This is a genomic window from Streptomyces sp. 11x1, from assembly GCF_032598905.1.
Lineage (GTDB): Bacteria > Actinomycetota > Actinomycetes > Streptomycetales > Streptomycetaceae > Streptomyces.
The window spans coordinates 5,143,276-5,157,507 of sequence record NZ_CP122458.1 but is presented as its reverse complement, the minus strand read 5'-3'; the positions used below and the strand labels follow the sequence as shown (position 1 = coordinate 5,157,507).

The 14,232-nt window shown below is 69.7% G+C and carries 16 protein-coding genes and 2 pseudogenes; 7 read left to right on the top strand and 11 right to left on the bottom strand.

The genetic code is table 11. The features are described from left to right. Positions 1-6 precede the first annotated feature (6 nt). Complete coding sequence (locus P8T65_RS22595; RefSeq protein WP_316727107.1) at positions 7-666, bottom strand: pathogenesis-related family 1 protein; 660 nt, start codon at positions 664-666, stop codon at positions 7-9. A 353-nt stretch (positions 667-1,019) separates the two neighbouring features. Here P8T65_RS22595 and P8T65_RS22590 point away from each other — a divergent pair, with 353 nt between their 5' ends. Genes P8T65_RS22590 through P8T65_RS22580 form a run of 3 tightly spaced genes read left to right on the top strand, consistent with a single transcriptional unit; the run spans position 1,020 to position 4,302 of the window. Continuing rightward, positions 1,020-1,646: a DUF4956 domain-containing protein gene (locus P8T65_RS22590; protein ID WP_316727106.1), complete on the top strand. Its 627-nt coding sequence runs from the start codon at positions 1,020-1,022 to the stop codon at positions 1,644-1,646. Beyond that, positions 1,643-2,437, top strand: coding sequence for a polyphosphate polymerase domain-containing protein (locus P8T65_RS22585; protein ID WP_316727105.1), 795 nt, complete (start codon positions 1,643-1,645; stop codon positions 2,435-2,437). The genes P8T65_RS22590 and P8T65_RS22585 overlap by 4 nt, the downstream gene beginning before the upstream one ends. Beyond that, on the top strand, positions 2,434-4,302 hold the full coding sequence (locus P8T65_RS22580) for a carbohydrate-binding domain-containing protein (protein WP_316727104.1): 1,869 nt from the start codon (positions 2,434-2,436) through the stop codon (positions 4,300-4,302). Before P8T65_RS22585 ends, P8T65_RS22580 begins: the two co-directional genes overlap by 4 nt. A gap of 153 nt (positions 4,303-4,455) precedes the next feature. On the opposite strand, the gene P8T65_RS22575 is transcribed toward P8T65_RS22580, so the two are convergent. After that, positions 4,456-4,767, bottom strand: coding sequence for a hypothetical protein (locus P8T65_RS22575; protein ID WP_316727103.1), 312 nt, complete (start codon positions 4,765-4,767; stop codon positions 4,456-4,458). A gap of 69 nt (positions 4,768-4,836) precedes the next feature. On the opposite strand from P8T65_RS22575, the gene P8T65_RS22570 reads away from it, so the two are divergent. After that, positions 4,837-5,037, top strand: a complete 201-nt coding sequence (locus P8T65_RS22570) for a DUF397 domain-containing protein (RefSeq protein WP_316727102.1) — start codon at positions 4,837-4,839, stop codon at positions 5,035-5,037. Here P8T65_RS22570 and P8T65_RS22565 read toward each other — a convergent pair. After that, positions 5,004-5,855, bottom strand: a complete 852-nt coding sequence (locus P8T65_RS22565) for a CAP domain-containing protein (RefSeq protein WP_316727101.1) — start codon at positions 5,853-5,855, stop codon at positions 5,004-5,006. The genes P8T65_RS22570 and P8T65_RS22565 overlap by 34 nt on opposite strands. A gap of 486 nt (positions 5,856-6,341) precedes the next feature. Here P8T65_RS22565 and P8T65_RS22560 point away from each other — a divergent pair, with 486 nt between their 5' ends. Beyond that, positions 6,342-6,695: a hypothetical protein gene (locus P8T65_RS22560; RefSeq protein ID WP_316727100.1), complete on the top strand. Its 354-nt coding sequence runs from the start codon at positions 6,342-6,344 to the stop codon at positions 6,693-6,695. A gap of 460 nt (positions 6,696-7,155) precedes the next feature. Further along, a pseudogene (locus P8T65_RS22555) lies at positions 7,156-7,461 on the top strand (pectate lyase); the annotation flags it as partial. Positions 7,462-7,625: 164 nt separating this feature from the next. Here P8T65_RS22555 and P8T65_RS22550 read toward each other — a convergent pair. The 7 genes from P8T65_RS22550 to P8T65_RS22520 all read right to left on the bottom strand — a co-directional run bounded on the left by P8T65_RS22550 (position 7,626) and on the right by P8T65_RS22520 (position 12,149). Further along, positions 7,626-7,883, bottom strand: a complete 258-nt coding sequence (locus tag P8T65_RS22550; protein WP_316727099.1) for a hypothetical protein — start codon at positions 7,881-7,883, stop codon at positions 7,626-7,628. Further along, on the bottom strand, positions 7,880-8,227 hold the full coding sequence (locus tag P8T65_RS22545; protein WP_316727098.1) for a hypothetical protein: 348 nt from the start codon (positions 8,225-8,227) through the stop codon (positions 7,880-7,882). The genes P8T65_RS22550 and P8T65_RS22545 overlap by 4 nt, the downstream gene beginning before the upstream one ends. Before the next feature lie 119 nt (positions 8,228-8,346). Next, positions 8,347-9,294 carry a helix-turn-helix domain-containing protein gene (locus tag P8T65_RS22540; RefSeq protein ID WP_316731671.1) on the bottom strand — a complete coding sequence of 316 codons (948 nt, stop codon included), beginning with the start codon at positions 9,292-9,294 and terminating at the stop codon, positions 8,347-8,349. Positions 9,295-9,428: 134 nt separating this feature from the next. Next, positions 9,429-10,181 carry a hypothetical protein gene (locus P8T65_RS22535; RefSeq protein WP_316727097.1) on the bottom strand — a complete coding sequence of 251 codons (753 nt, stop codon included), beginning with the start codon at positions 10,179-10,181 and terminating at the stop codon, positions 9,429-9,431. A 27-nt stretch (positions 10,182-10,208) separates the two neighbouring features. Then, complete coding sequence (locus P8T65_RS22530) at positions 10,209-10,574, bottom strand: PH domain-containing protein (RefSeq protein ID WP_184906220.1); 366 nt, start codon at positions 10,572-10,574, stop codon at positions 10,209-10,211. Positions 10,575-10,635: 61 nt separating this feature from the next. Further along, a complete protein-coding gene (locus P8T65_RS22525) occupies positions 10,636-11,568 on the bottom strand; it encodes a hypothetical protein (RefSeq protein ID WP_316727096.1) in 933 nt (310 codons plus the stop codon). Then, positions 11,565-12,149 carry a DUF6932 family protein gene (locus tag P8T65_RS22520; RefSeq protein ID WP_316727095.1) on the bottom strand — a complete coding sequence of 195 codons (585 nt, stop codon included), beginning with the start codon at positions 12,147-12,149 and terminating at the stop codon, positions 11,565-11,567. The genes P8T65_RS22525 and P8T65_RS22520 overlap by 4 nt, the downstream gene beginning before the upstream one ends. Before the next feature lie 232 nt (positions 12,150-12,381). Here P8T65_RS22520 and P8T65_RS22515 point away from each other — a divergent pair. Further along, positions 12,382-12,480: pseudogene (locus P8T65_RS22515) on the top strand (DUF397 domain-containing protein); the annotation flags it as partial. A gap of 70 nt (positions 12,481-12,550) precedes the next feature. Here the strand turns inward: P8T65_RS22515 and metG are convergent. Continuing rightward, positions 12,551-14,167 carry a methionine--tRNA ligase gene (gene metG / locus P8T65_RS22510; RefSeq protein WP_316727094.1) on the bottom strand — a complete coding sequence of 539 codons (1,617 nt, stop codon included), beginning with the start codon at positions 14,165-14,167 and terminating at the stop codon, positions 12,551-12,553. Between the last annotated feature and the right edge of the window lie 65 nt (positions 14,168-14,232).

The following is a 14,232-nucleotide window of genomic DNA, read 5'->3' as shown; positions in this document are numbered from 1 at the left end:
CCCCGGTCAGTACGGCCGTCGGCCCACCCAGTTCCCCGGCGGGTCGAAGTTGGCCACCACATACGTCCAGCCGTTGCCGCACCTCGCCTTGGCCGCGCCGACCCGGGTCGAGCCACGCCAGACCAGCTGGGTGTAGTGCAGGCACTCCCGGTCGTTGACGCAGGAGTTGGAGGGGTGGTAATAGGCGGACTTCTCGTCGAGCCAGAGGCGGGCCGCGTCCGCCAGCGAGTAGCGGGGGTTCGAGCCTTTGGCCAGGTTCTCGCCGTAGCGGCTGTTCGAGTGGACGAGCGCGCAGTCGGCGACCCGCACCCTCGCCCAGGAGCGGGCCTGCGCGGCGATCGACTCGTCCCAGACCAGCGGGGGGACGCCGACGTCCGCCCGAGCCTGGTTGACGACCGTCAGGAAGCCTTTGATCTCCGGTTTCGGCGCGGTCGGGGTCGCCGCCGCCACCGACCCGGCTCCGGTCACCTCGACGCCGGTCACTCCGCACACCCCGGTCACCCCGGCCATTCCGGCACCGGTCACCCCGGCCCCCGTCGCGGTGAGCGGGGTGATCGTCTCCACGACCGGGGGCCGGGGGCCGACGGCCTGGGCCGCCCCCGGGGTGAGCGCCAGCGTCGCCGCCGCGGTCGCCGCGGCCATCGTCCGCGCCCTGTCCCGTCGCACCACTCGTGCCTCCTTCTGATCCGACTCTTCAAACTCCAACTGCCTTACCGGCGGAGCTACTTGTAGGGCAGGACGGGCGCCGGGCGGGTGCGGACCGGATCACCTGCCACCCCATCGGGGGAATCGGAGCAGGGGTGGGTTTCGGCGTCCATGGGACTCGTCGGGCCCAGGCCATTGCGCCGTGACCTCCGGACGGACGCTCGCCGAGACGGTCCGATCGGAGGGCGCGGGCGGCGACCGAGCGGGCCTCGCAGGGCGGCCGGGTTCACCCCCCGTTGGCCCGTGGAACTTCTCAAGTGCAGATAAGGCGAGGCACAGCGCGCTCAAAGGGTGACCCACGATCGTCCTTTGACATGGACCAGACCCTTCTCGTGGTCGCCGATCTGGCCGCCATCTCCGTGCTGACCTTCGCTGTCTACTTCCCGCGCCACCACCGCCGGGACCTCATCGCCGCCTTCCTCGGCGTCAACGTCGGTGTCCTCGCCGTGGCGATGACGCTCAGCTCGTCGTCGGTCGGCATCGGCCTCGGCATGGGGCTGTTCGGCGTCCTGTCGATCATCCGGCTGCGGTCCGACGAGATCGCCCAGCACGAGATCGCGTACTACTTCTCCGCGCTCGCCCTCGGCCTGCTGGCCGGCCTTCCGGAGCAGGTCAACGTCCTGTCGGCGCTGCTCATGGCGCTGATCGTCGCCACGATGTACGTCGGCGACCATCCGCGGCTGTTCGGCCGCTACCGGCAGCGCAGCCTGCGCCTCGACGCCGCCTACACCGACGAGGACGCCCTGCGCGCCCACCTCGAAGTACTGCTGGGCGGGCGGGTGGTGAACCTCTCCGTGCGGAGCGTCGACCTGGTGAACGACATGACCCTGGTCGACGTCCGGTACCTCGTCACCGGCGAGGGCCCGCGCACACCGCGTGCACCACGCGCACCGCGCGAGGTCGGCGTCCAGGCCGAGCGGGAGCAGGGGGTCCGGGCATGACGGCCCTGGACTCCGTCGCCCCCGTGGTCGGGGCGCTGCCTCCCATCGGCCTCGACGAACTCGTCGACCGCGCCGAGCTGCTGACCCGGCTGGACCGCAAGTACATGCTGCCCCTCACCGACCTGCCCCTCGTGCTCGGCGGGCTGGATGAGGACGTCCAGGTACTCGAGGTCGACGGCGAGCGGCAGTTCGCGTACCGGTCCGTGTACTTCGACACCCCGGACATGGACGGCTACCGGGGCGCCGCCCACCGCCGCCGACGCCGCTTCAAGCTGCGGATACGGACCTACCTGGCGTCCGGGCAGCACTTCCTGGAGGTCAAGACGCGCGGCCCGCGCGGCACCACCGTCAAGCAGCGCGTCCCGTACGCCGGTGAGCTGGGGCGGCTGGGCCCCGAGGCGCGGGCGTACGTCGACGGCGTGCTCCGCGTGGCGGGCATCGACTCCCACGGCTTCCGCCTGGTGCCGGCGCTCACCACCCGCTACCTCCGCACCACCCTCTTCCTGCCGGGCAGCGGCAGCCGGGTCACCGTCGACACCGACCTGACCTGGGCGCTGCCCGACGGCGCCGAGCTGCGCACCCCCGAGCGGACCATCGTCGAGACCAAGGCGGGCCGCGCCGGATCGGGCGCCGACCGGCTGCTGTGGTCGCTCAGGCACCGGCCCTGCCCGGTCTCCAAGTTCGGCACCGGGCTCGCCGCGCTGCGGCCCGACCTGCCCGCCAACCGCTGGCTGCCCGTTCTGCGGCGCCACTTCCCCACCGCACCTGCACTGAACGGGAGCCCCGCATGAACATCCGTATGAACTCGTGGAAGAGCAGGACACGGGGGTTCCGTACGAAGGCGGCCGCAGCGCTCGCCTCCGTGGTCCTCGCGACCGCCGCGCTGGCCGGGTGCTCCTCCGGGAGCGACTCCGAGGCGGCGTCGTCCGACTCGTCGTCGAGCGCGAGCGCGGCGGCGGCCGTGGACGGGACGCGGAACGCGGCGGCCGTCCTCGCCGACAACGAGGACACGCACGCCGAGGACGGTGACACGGAGTACGACGAGTCGGAGGCCGTGGGCATCGAGCTGAAGGGGGACTTGGCCTCCGCCGACGGCAAGGGAGTGGACGTCGACGGCTCCACCGTCACCATCACCTCCAGTGGGACGTACCTGCTCAGCGGGTCCCTGGACGACGGCCAGATCGTGGTCACCGCCCCCGAGGCGACCGTGACGCTGATCCTCGACGGGGTCGACATCTCCAGCTCCTCGGGGTCGGCGATCGCCGCGACCGAGGCGGAGCGGCTCGTGGTCGTCCTCGCGGACGGCAGTGAGAACAAACTGAGCGACACCGACTCCTACGCCGACGACGCCGAGGCGAACGCCGCCCTGTACAGCGCGGGCGACCTGACGATCGGCGGCAGCGGCTCGCTGACCGTGACGGGCAACGGCAACGACGCGATCGCCGGCAAGGACGGCCTGGTCGTCGAGGGCGGGAACATCACCGTCGAGGCCGCCGACGACGGCATCCGGGGCAAGGACTACCTGGTGGTGAACGGCGGCACCGTCACCGTGACGGCGAAGGGCGACGGACTCAAGTCCGACAACGCGGACGAGGAGGACGCCGGTTACATCGCCGTCGCGGGCGGCACGCTCTCCGTCAGCGCGAACGGTGACGCTGTGGACGCCGCCACGGATCTCGTCGTGACCGGCGGCAGGCTCATCGTGAAGAGCGAGGCCTCCGACGACACCTCCGCGCACGGCCTGAAGTCCGGCGTGATCACGGTGTTGGAGGGCGGCACGGTCGACGTCTCCGCCTCCGCCGACGCGCTGCACGGCGACGCGGCCGTCCACCTCAACGGAGCCGACGTCACCCTCGCGGCCGGCGACGACGGCATCCACGCCGAGGGCGACCTCATCATCAGCAAGGGCACGCTGAACATCACCCGCTCCAACGAGGGCCTGGAGGGCAAGGACATCCTCGTCCGGGGCGGCACCTCGAACGTCACCTCCGACGACGACGGCGTCAACGCGTCGGGCAGTGAGGCGACGTCCGAGGAGGAGCAGGGCGGGCAGGGCGGCTTCGGTGGCGGCGGTCCCGGCGGGGGCGGCGGTGGGGAGAACGTCGGCGATTACTCCGCGAAGGTCACCGGCGGCACGCTCGTCCTCAACTCGCAGGGCGACGGCTTCGACTCCAACGGCACCGCCGAGATCACCGGCGGCACGGTCGTCGTCAACGGTCCCGAGATGGGCGGCAACGGAGCGCTCGACGTCAACGGCAGCTTCACCGTCAGTGGCGGCACGTTGCTCGCGGCAGGCAGCGCGGGCATGGTCGTCGCACCGGACGAGGAGTCGGAGCAGGGCTGGCTGTCGGCGACGCTGGACGCGTCGGTCGAGGCGGGCACAACCCTGCACATCGTCGACGCGGACGGGAAGGTCGTGGCGTCGTACGTCACCTCGAAGACCATCCAGAACGTCGTGTACTCGGGCGCCGGGATCGAGAGCGGTGAGGAGTACACCGTCTACTCCGGCGGCTCCACCTCCGGCTCCGACACCGGCGGCCTCGCCGAATCCGGCAAGCTCGGCTCGGCAAAGAAGATCGCCACGGTCACGGCGGGCGAGGCCCCGGAGGGCGGCGGCTTCGGGGGCGGTCCGGGCGGGGGTGGGAACCGGGGCTGAGGGCTGAACGGAGAGGGGAGCCGGAAGTCCGCCATCGCCGCCGGGCCCTGTCGGCCTGGCGGCTACAGCGGTGCTGCCACACGTGACCGCCACTCAGCCGCTCGATGCCGCGATCGCGAGGGCCCGATCACCTCGCAGGGGGCGGACCGGGGCTCAAACGAGGCCCTCACCGGACGGGGCATCGGCGGCCCCTGAGTTCTCCGGGTCCTCCGCGAAGCGTTCCTCCGCGTGAGTGACCGTGCCGGCCCGGTCGAGCCAGGCGCTGACTCGGGTGGGGTCGGAGCATGTGGTGATGCGTTCGCGGACGTCGTCGGTGACGGGAATGCCACGCACCTCCAGGACGCGCAGGACTCCCTTGGCCTCGCCCTCCAGGTAAGCCGTCTCGCGGACTGTCCCACGACCGGGGAAGTAGCTGACGAAGCTCATGATGTCCCGGGCGTGTGCGAGAGCGGAGAAGGCGGCCATGGCGAGGTTGTTCGCCGCGGTCCTCGGGGCGATGATCGCCGGAGCTCGCGCCAGACGAACTTGCCGTCCGTGCGGTGGGGTTCGGCGGTGTGGATCGCCGGCGGCTCGGACGGCGCTTCATGCGTCGAACTCGCCCTGTCCCCTTCCCGCATACTCCTCCGCGAGAGCGACGACCTCGCCCGCATACTCCCCGTCACCCGTCACGGCGTCGCCGCCCTCATACGGCACCTCGGCGGCTACGCCTCTGAGCCGAAGTTCTGGGTCCAGTAGTTGCCCGGTCCCGCCAGGCCGATACCGATCTCCTTGAAGGCGCAGTTGAGGATGTTCGCCTTGTGGCCGGGGCTGTTCATCCAGCCGTCCATGACGCTGTCGGCGGTGCCGTAGCCGGCGGCGACGTTCTCGCCCGCCGTGCTGAAGCGGTAGCCGACGCGGGCGAGGCGGTCGCTCATGGACGAGCCGTCGGAGCCGGTGTGGGACATGTTCTGGTGGTCGGCCATGTCCTGGCTGTGGTCCTGGGCCGCCTTGGTGAGCTTGGCGTCCACGGTCACCGGCGAGCAACCCGCCTTCTCGCGTTCGGCGTTGACCAGGTTCAGCACCTGGGCCGTGGGCCCGGAAGCCGTGTTGCCGGAGGAGGTGGCGGGAGCACGGTCGGCCTGAGTGGCCTTCGGGGCCGGCGGCGGCGTGGTCCTGGCCGGGGTCTTGGCGGCCTCGGGGGTGGACTTGGGCTTCGGGCTCGCGGACTTGGAGGGAGACGCGCTCGCCTTGGCCTTGGAACGGGACGGACTCGGGGAGCTCTCCGGGGTGTCCGGGGTGCTCTCGGTGGAGGGCGTCGCGGACGCGGAGGGGGTGCGCGAGGGCTCGGGAAGATCAGCGTCCGCCTTGTGCCCTCCCCACCACGAGGAGGCCACACTGCTCCAGTCGCCAGGCCCGACACCGCCGACCCAGGCGGCCGCCGGAATGCCCACGGCGCCCGCGGCCACCACGAGAGCGGTGGCGACGGCTATCTTCCGGCGCGTCGACCTGGGCTGCCGCGCCGCCGACCGTTTCGTCTTGCGGCGGTGACTGTTCGTTCGTCTCGTGCGTGACATGCGTGGCCTCACTGAATGGTCCGACTTCGACGCAATCGACCCCTTGGCAGGCCGTGGCCTCTGGTGAGCCCGGTCATTATGGAGACCCCTCACCGCACCGGGCAACGAACACGTGTGCTGGCCTCGGGGTGCGTCGACGACACCCTCGGAGGGGGTGAGGGCGCACCCGTCCCGTGGGTCGCCATGGTGCTCCCCGTGCCCGAACCCGCCCTGGTACCAGGCGGAAAGCCGTTTCTTCCGACAGGATCGGCGCGGGCGTCTTCGGGCCGGACGACCAGGGGGATTCGCCGTCTGTGCGTCAAATGCCGGATGGGGCTTCGAGGGTCGGCATTTGTCGCTTTACTGAAACGGATCGATCGGTTCCATCGTGGGCAATTCGGTCGTGACGCATGTCACCCCGGTTCGAGGCGTGTGCGGGACGGGCGCAGACCGGATGGAGAAGCGGAGATCACACAGACCCCGCAGTGATCCGGTCGTGGAGGAATCATGACGGCAGTCACGCGGACGGGAACGCCCGTGCTGATCGAGAGCGACGGTCTTGAGGTACGCGTCCAGGAGATCGGCGGCGGCATGACCGTCGCCTTCATCAAGCTCCCCAAGGGCACCGACATGGCCCCGGCGCTCAAGGGACTCCCCGGCGACCTGTGCCAGTGCCCCCACTGGGGCCACCTCGTCAGCGGACGGCTGAGGATGCGCACCAAGGACGGCGAAGACTTCTACGAGGCGGGAGAGGCCTACTACTGGGCCCCCGGCCACTCGCCGGAAGCCCTGGAGGACGTCGAGGTCGTCGAGTTCTCCCCGACGAAGGAGTTCATGGAGGTGATGGCGCACATCAAGTAGCGGGTTCTCGACGCCCCGCACGCGCCGCAGGCCTGCACGCCCCGCGCAGGCAGACGTACGGCGGCACCGACACCGCAACCTCGCCTCCCGAGGGGCTCGGCCCCGGATGTCCGGGCGGTGGGGCCATGCGGCATCTGAAGCCTCATCCGTTCTCCACGGCGCGTTGCCCGGCGGCATGGCCGGCAGCTTCCCCACAACGGCCTGTTCCATCTCCATCTCGGCCCAGGGCAACGATGCCTGGGGCAAGGTGGTGACCACGGCCGACACCCGTAGAGCCGCAGGAGACGTAGAGACCCAGGATCCGTATAGCCGTACAACCACGGGGACTTGGCCCCCAACCGGCGGCCGCCGCTCTCCACGGTGGCCGCCAACTCCCCTCCTGATTTCCGAAATCAGGGCGGCGACCTTTCAAGAGGGGGGCTCCACACGAACCACGTGCTCTCCCGGTCCCAGGTCGGGCCCCAAGTACAGCATCGACTCGCGCGCCAAGGCCCAGGTCGTCGCCGAGCGCAACGTCTGGAAGATCCCCGCCGACGCGAAGGTCACAAGGCGGCTGAGCGGCGACGGCACGGGCTCGCTCGCGGGCACCGGCAACATCGTCAACGGCAAGGCCACGGACGTCGTCGCCGCGTACAACGCCGCGAACTCCACGAAGCTCAAGACGACCGTCAACTGGCCCCCGCCCTCACGGCCGGCCTCCAGAACCGCCGTCACCGGCCTCCTGACCGACCTGACGGGCACGACGGGCGCGGGCGTGCTCGCCTAGACAGCCCTCTGTACGTGACGCCGCCCGGTCGCCCTTCTCCGACGGCCGGGCGGCGTCACCGTGCCCGCAGTACGGGGGGACCCTTCGAGCCGACGTACGGATGCGGGACGTAGAGGAGTTCGTGGTCGGGCCGCAGTGGAACCCGCCTGCCGAGCCGCCGTGTCTCAGAACCCCAGATGGGTGATCTGGACGACGTAGACCCGCTCGCTGCGCACGACGACCTGGTACGTGAACATGCCGCCAGGAACGATGATGTCCCCGCCCTTCGGGTCTATCCCGTCGTGCGCCCGGCCGTGGACGTGGAACGCCTCCGCAGCCCTGACCAACTCGTCTGCCCTTTTCTCCACACCTGCGAGGAAGCCGGAAGGCGCCGTGCGGGCTGCTTCCTCGGCGCCGAAGGCGTACTCCCACTTCCAGCTCACGCGCGGACTGCCTTCATGGCCTCGTCCAGGACGACGGTCAGTTCCCGCAGAGCCTCCTGCGCAACGACGGGATCCTCGTGTTCCAGGTCACTCGTCGCACGGGCGTGGCGGGTGGCCAGATCGGGGCGGCGGGCGATCTCGATGTCTCGGGCCCAGACGAGGACCCAGCTTCGTACCGGGCTCAGTGACTGCCACTCGACGGCCTTGGCGAAGGCTTCGTCCTTGGTGCTCTGCATCTCGTCCAGGCGGCCGGGGGCGACGACGGCGAGGGCCGCGCGCAGGGCGTCAGCAGTCTGCTCGGGACGGGGGATCAGCTCGTGCCCATGGTCCGTCTGAGTGCTCATGGTGTCCTCCAGAGGGTGCCCTGGCCAGAGTATCCGCCCGGGAACACGGCGGAGCCGGGTCGCGAACCGGACGGGGTACGAGCACGGTGCGTCTCCCGCGCACGGCAGTCTGCCGCCGTTCACGGCTGAGCCTGGTCGCTGCGGGGCATCGCGCCGGTAGGGATGTCGGGGCTCTCGCCGGGGGTGGCGGAAACCGCGTGCCGGGCCGCGCACCCCTGGCAGAGTTTCGGATCCGGGCCGCGGTAGCCGAGGTCGCAGTCCGTGCAGACGCGGACGCGGTACCGGACCGGCGGTGGTGTCTCGGGGGCCCGGAACGGTGGGAGGGGCGGCAGCCCGTTGGTGAGGCGGTGGGCCAGGAGGGCGGCGGGGCGGCGCAGGGGCTCGTTCGACAGGTCGTCGGTCAGGGCGTGGCGTACGGCGGTGGGCGTGAGGTCGCGCTCCAGCCAGGCGACGACACCGGGGGCGAGGTGTTCGGCGTCGGTGGCGGAGAGGAGCAGGCGGGGATCGTGGCGGCGGAGGCCGGCCAGCACCTCGGTGGCGGTCCGGAGGAGGGTGGGTGAGGTGTACGCGGGCTGCGGTACGGCGGGGAGGGCGCGGCGCGGGGGCTGCTTCCGCTGTCCGGCCGCTCGCCGGGCCGAGGACTCGGCCGGACGTGCGCGTGCGTCGTCGGGCGCGTCCCCTTGGCGACCCGGCTGGTTGCAGGAGACGGTGCGGGTGACGATCCGGCCGTTCTCGGTGCGTTCGCGGGTGCGGCGCAGGTAGCCGTGGGTCTCCAGTTCGCGCAGGGCGGCGGCGATCCGGGCCGGGCTCTCCGGAAAGCGGTCGGCGAGCGTCCTGATGTCGATGCGGGCGCCGGTGGGGAGCGGCTGGATGTGAACGGCGAGTCCGATGGCCAGCGCGGACAGCTCCGGGTGCTGGGCGAGGTGGTTGCCGACCACTGTGAAGCGGGTGGTGTGGCGGGAGTTGTCGTGGATGACGCCACCCGCGTGGGCATTCCGGCGGGGGTGGTTTTTGCCCGTGGTTCGGGTCCGGGCGTGCGGACGCACGCTAGGGTTCTGCGTATCCATCAGGAAGTTGTTGCCTTCCTCGGTGGTCAGGCCCTCGCACTGGGATTGCCGTCCCGGCGGGGGCCGTTGCATGTCTGCGGTTGTGTGGCTGCCGCGATTGTGCGGTGCCGCGATTGTGCGGTGCCGCGCTGAGCCTAGAGCAGGCAACCCGTCCCGAAGCCAGCTGAGTTGGTGATGTTCACTCGCCCGAGTGAGCGTGCGCCGTGGGCGGGAGGGGTGGGGCTTGGTGAGGTTTCTTTTCCCCCTCGTGTTTCTTTGGGAAGAGCGTCGGTGGCACCGGAGTTCAGGCTTCTGGGCTCCGGTGGGAGCGCAGGATGTCGCGTTCCCGGCCGGTCCGGGTGTTGAGAGAGTCTTCGTTGGTCGATGACGATCGTGTCGTCGGCGTCCTGGGCCCGGAGGTGGGCCCCGTAGGCGTCGGTCGCCCGCACCAGAAGAGCGTCCTGGTGGGCCGCGGGCCAGATCTGGAGGAGATAGGACTCCACGACCCCATCCACCACTGTCCGGTCGACAGCCGTGTCCCTGCCCCGGGCATGGACGCGCAACCGGTAGCGGCCCGGCCCTCGCGAGGCCAGTGAGGGCAGGTCCACGGGGTCGTCCATGAGGGGAGCCACCAGCGCTTCTCCGGACAGGGATCGCCAGGAGATCTCGGCGATCTCCTCCCAGTCCGCGGCGGGCTCGGGCTGTACGGCATGCAGTTCGACGCTCACCCGGACGTTGCCGGTGTGGATCCCGGTCGACACCTCGATGGCTCCGCCGACGGCCGACACGAGACCGTTGTGAGACACGTCGAGGTCATCGGCCACGGGCCCCGCCGGATCCGAGATCTGGAAGAGGTGATACTCGGCGTGCACCAGAGCGGTTCGGGCGCCCCGCGCAAGCTGCTCCACTTGTTCCGCTCACTCCTTCCGGTGGTCCTAGCGGGCCACGAACTGCGTGAGGATCGCCTGTACCTCGTAGATGTCCACGCCCTTGGTAAATGTCTTCTCGATCGGTTCGTGGGTGCCGGAGAGCCAGATCTTCAGCTCGGCGTCCAGGTCGAAGTGACCGGCCGTCTCGACCGCGAAGTGCGTGATGCTGCGGTACGGGATCGAGTGGTATTCCACCTTCTTGCCGGTGATCCCCTGCTTGTCGATCAGGATCAGCCGGCGGTCGGTGAACAGGATGGTGTCGCGGATCAGCAGGAACGCGGCGTGAACCTGCTCCCCGTGACCCAGTAGACGTCCGTAGTCCTGCTGGGCCTTGCCGGGATTGACGGTGTGCGCGTTTCCGAACAGTGCCATGCACACAGAGACGCACACCTGGACATACGGGTTGCTTCTTCCCGACGTGTGTAGCCGTTGCCTATGGCTCGAAGGGCAGCGATGTCTGTTCGGCGGCCTGGCCGAGATACGTGTACTCGGCGGATCGAGCGATGCCCAGGGAGTCCAGCTGCTGGCGGAAGCGGACCAGGAAGTGGACGTTGTCTCCGAGGCCGGGCCGCATGCGCAGCAGTTCCTCGGGTTCCTCGAATCGGACCTCGAAGGCGGGTGCGTTCTTGGCTGTGCCCGTCTTGACCTTCACGATGCCGCTTTCGCGCAACTCCGTGATGCGGCCGGAGATGGTGATCTCCTGGTCGAGGTCATTGGTCTCCCGGAGTCGTTTCACATAGCGCCTGCCCCGCTCCGTCAGCCGCGCGCGGCTCATCTGCCCTTCGGCGTCGTACCAGGTCACGCCCAGGTCCAGCTCGTATCGGCCCAGCGCACGTGACACCGCTTCGACCGCGTCGAAGAGCCGCGCCCATGCGCGGATGTCGTGCTCGGCCTCCAAGGCGTCGAGCAGTGTGGTCAGCGTGCCGAGCCCCGTCGAGGCGGCGGATGTGGCGGGGACGTCGATGGCATCGGGATCCGCCGACTCGGTGCGGGAGGTGACGGGACGGGCGTGCACGATGGTGCTGCCGGTGGAGATCCCGGTGAGTTCCAGCTGCACGGGAGTACCCGCCGCGACGGAGACCATGTGCTCCACGGGTTCGAGCAGTGCGTCCCCCCACTGGAAGCGGAGCGCACCACCGTCGGTTTCCGGTCCGGTCAGCCGGAGCTGGAGTTCTTCGTCCAGCCGGGCGTCGGGCGCGTACTCGCGTGCTGCGGCCAGACGGCTCGCCCGGTGCTCCGCCTCGATCTCCTCGTCGTCCCGGTCGTCGGTGCCCAGTTCGTCGAGAAGTCGTGCGGCGCGCTCGGCCTCGGCCGGGTCGTCTCCCAGGAGCGCGCGCCTGCGTTCACGCCAGCTGTCGCCGGTCACAGTCGCACCTCCAGATAGCCGCGTGCCGGGGTGGCACTCTCTTCGGACGGTGAGCGGTTGTCCTGGTCAGGCAGTCGGCAGCGCTGCCACCAGTCGTCCCACACGCCCCGTTGGGTGAAGTATGTCCGTTCCTCCGGGGTGAAGCGTTCCGGCTCGAAGATATGCGCAACGGGCTGGTACCCGATGCGGAGCGGTGAGACGCCGAACTTCTCTCTCATCCTGGCGCGGCTCTGAAATGCGGTTGTCAGCCACTTCGCCCCCCGTTTCCCGCGTACGGCCCGCTCGGCGCGTGTGTCGATCAGGAGCGTGGCGTCGATGTTCCCGGGATCGAGCTTGGTGCTCACGAAGCTGCCGCCGAGCCACAGCCTGTGGATGAGCGAAAGGCCACCGAGCGCAACTGCGTAGGTGTCCTCCAGGGTGAGGAAGGGATCGAGATAGTTGCGGAGGCCGCCCCACAGCTCTGTGCGGGTCGAGGAGTCCTCGAACTCCGGGGCGCTGACCAGCATCGCCTCCGCCTCGTCGAAGGAGACGGAGTACCGGCCCAGTGGAAGAAATCCGTTCGCGGCGAAAGAGGGCGGCACAGGAGGTCCTGTCGGGTGAAAGGGGATTCATCCTGCCGGATCGGCTTCGGGTCTGTTGGTGACTTCGGGAAGTCGGCCCGTTGCCGGGTCCGCCCTGCCGCTGGTCGCGCATTCGTCGCAGCGGAGGGGATCAGGGCCGCGGTAGCCGCGGTCGCAGGCGCGGCAGTTCCGGACCGGGTACAGGACCGCTGGTGGTGACTGCGGGGCGCGGAACGGTGGCAGGGGTGGGAGCACGATCCACGTCCGCGACTCCAAGAACACCGAGGGCCCCCGCCTGGGCTTCGCCCCGGAAGCTTGGACGGACTTCGTGACGTACGCGTCGGGGAGCTGACCCCTCATGGCAGAGCGGGGGCCCGGGAACGGCTGTCGTTCCCGGGCCCCCGCTGTGTGGTGGCTGTGCGCTACGCGGTCGGCTTCTCCTCCAGGCGCGGGAAGAGGATCGCGCCCTTCGTGATCGTGGAGCCGGACGGGAGGATGCCCCACTCGCCCGCGTCCTGGACCTTCTGGTCCGCGAGGGCGCCGAGGGTGGGCTCCGCGCCCAGGGAGTCCCAGAGCTGGGCGGAGGTGTCCGGCATGATCGGGTTGAGCAGGACGGCGACGGCGCGGAGCGACTCGGCGGCCGTGTAGAGGATCGTCGCGAGGCGGGCCTTGCCCTCGTCGCTCGTGTCCTTGGCGACCTTCCACGGCTCCTGCTCCGTGATGTAGCCGTTGACCTGCTTGACGAAGTCGAAGACGGCGAGGATGCCGCCCTGGAAGTCCAGCTCGTCGCCGATCTTCCGGTCGGCCTCGGTGACGGCCTTGGCCAGGCCCTCGTGCAGCGCCCTCTCGGCCTCGCCGTCGGCCGTGGCCTCCGGCAGGGTGCCGCCGAAGTACTTGCCGACCATGGCCGCGACCCGGGAGGCGAGGTTGCCGTAGTCGTTCGCCAGCTCGCTCGTGTAGCGGGCGGAGAAGTCCTCCCAGGAGAACGAGCCGTCCTGGCCGAAGGCGATCGCGCGCAGGAAGTACCAGCGGTAGGCGTCGACACCGAAGTGCGAGGTGAGGTCCTGCGGCTTGATGCCGGTCAGGTTCGACTTCGACATCTTCTCGCCGCCGACCATCAGCCAGCCGTTCGCCGCGATCTTGCCGGGGAGGGGGAGGCCCTGCGCCATCAGCATCGCCGGCCAGATCACCGCGTGGAAGCGGAGGATGTCCTTGCCGACGAGATGGACGTCCGCCGGGAAGGTGGCCTCGAACTTCTCCGGGTTCTCGTTGTAGCCGACCGCCGTCGCGTAGTTGAGCAGCGCGTCGACCCACACGTAGATCACGTGCTTCTCGTCCCACGGGATCGGGATGCCCCAGTCGAAGGTCGAGCGGGAGACCGACAGGTCCTGCAGGCCCTGGCGGACGAAGTTCACGACCTCGTTGCGCGCGGACTCGGGCTGGATGAAGCCGGGGTTCGCCTCGTAGTGGGCGAGGAGTTTGTCGCCGTACTCGCTCAGCTTGAAGAAGTAGTTCTCCTCGCTGAGGATCTCCACGGGCTTCTTGTGGATCGGGCAGAGCTTCTGGCCCGCGAAGTCGCCTTCGCCGTCGAGCAGCTCGCTGGGGAGCTTGTACTCCTCGCAGCCGACGCAGTACGGGCCCTCGTAGCCGCCCTTGTAGATCTCGCCCTTGTCGTACAGGTCCTGCACGAACTCCTGGACGCGGTCGGTGTGCCGCTGCTGCGTGGTGCGGATGAAGTCGTCGTTCGCGATCTCCAGGTGCTCCCAGAGGGGCTTCCACGCCTCCTCGACGAGCTTGTCGCACCACTCCTGCGGAGTCACTCCGTTGGCATCGGCGGTACGCATGATCTTCTGACCGTGCTCGTCCGTGCCGGTGAGGTACCACACCTTCTCGCCACGCTGACGGTGCCAGCGGGTGAGCACGTCGCCTGCGACGGTCGTATAGGCGTGGCCCAGGTGAGGAGCGTCGTTGACGTAATAGATGGGGGTGGAGACGTAGAACGCCTTGCCACCCTGCTTCTCGGTTCCAGTGGCCGCCATGCCGAAATCCTACTGGCCCGGTGAAGATCGACTCACACGCGTTTCGGGTGGCGGACGGGCCCCGG

Bases quoted from the DNA above. Each gene is read 5' to 3' on its own strand.
- P8T65_RS22530 (WP_184906220.1), bottom strand. From the start codon at position 10,574: ATGGCACTGTTCGGAAACGCGCACACCGTCAATCCCGGCAAGGCCCAG.
- metG (WP_316727094.1), bottom strand. From the start codon at position 14,167: ATGGCGGCCACTGGAACCGAGAAGCAGGGTGGCAAGGCGTTCTACGTC.
- P8T65_RS22580 (WP_316727104.1), top strand. From the start codon at position 2,434: ATGAACATCCGTATGAACTCGTGGAAGAGCAGGACACGGGGGTTCCGT.
- P8T65_RS22540 (WP_316731671.1), bottom strand. From the start codon at position 9,294: ATGGATACGCAGAACCCTAGCGTGCGTCCGCACGCCCGGACCCGAACC.
- P8T65_RS22545 (WP_316727098.1), bottom strand. From the start codon at position 8,227: ATGAGCACTCAGACGGACCATGGGCACGAGCTGATCCCCCGTCCCGAG.
- P8T65_RS22565 (WP_316727101.1), bottom strand. From the start codon at position 5,855: ATGTCACGCACGAGACGAACGAACAGTCACCGCCGCAAGACGAAACGG.
- P8T65_RS22560 (WP_316727100.1), top strand. From the start codon at position 6,342: ATGACGGCAGTCACGCGGACGGGAACGCCCGTGCTGATCGAGAGCGAC.
- P8T65_RS22585 (WP_316727105.1), top strand. From the start codon at position 1,643: ATGACGGCCCTGGACTCCGTCGCCCCCGTGGTCGGGGCGCTGCCTCCC.
- P8T65_RS22575 (WP_316727103.1), bottom strand. From the start codon at position 4,767: ATGGCCGCCTTCTCCGCTCTCGCACACGCCCGGGACATCATGAGCTTC.
- P8T65_RS22590 (WP_316727106.1), top strand. From the start codon at position 1,020: ATGGACCAGACCCTTCTCGTGGTCGCCGATCTGGCCGCCATCTCCGTG.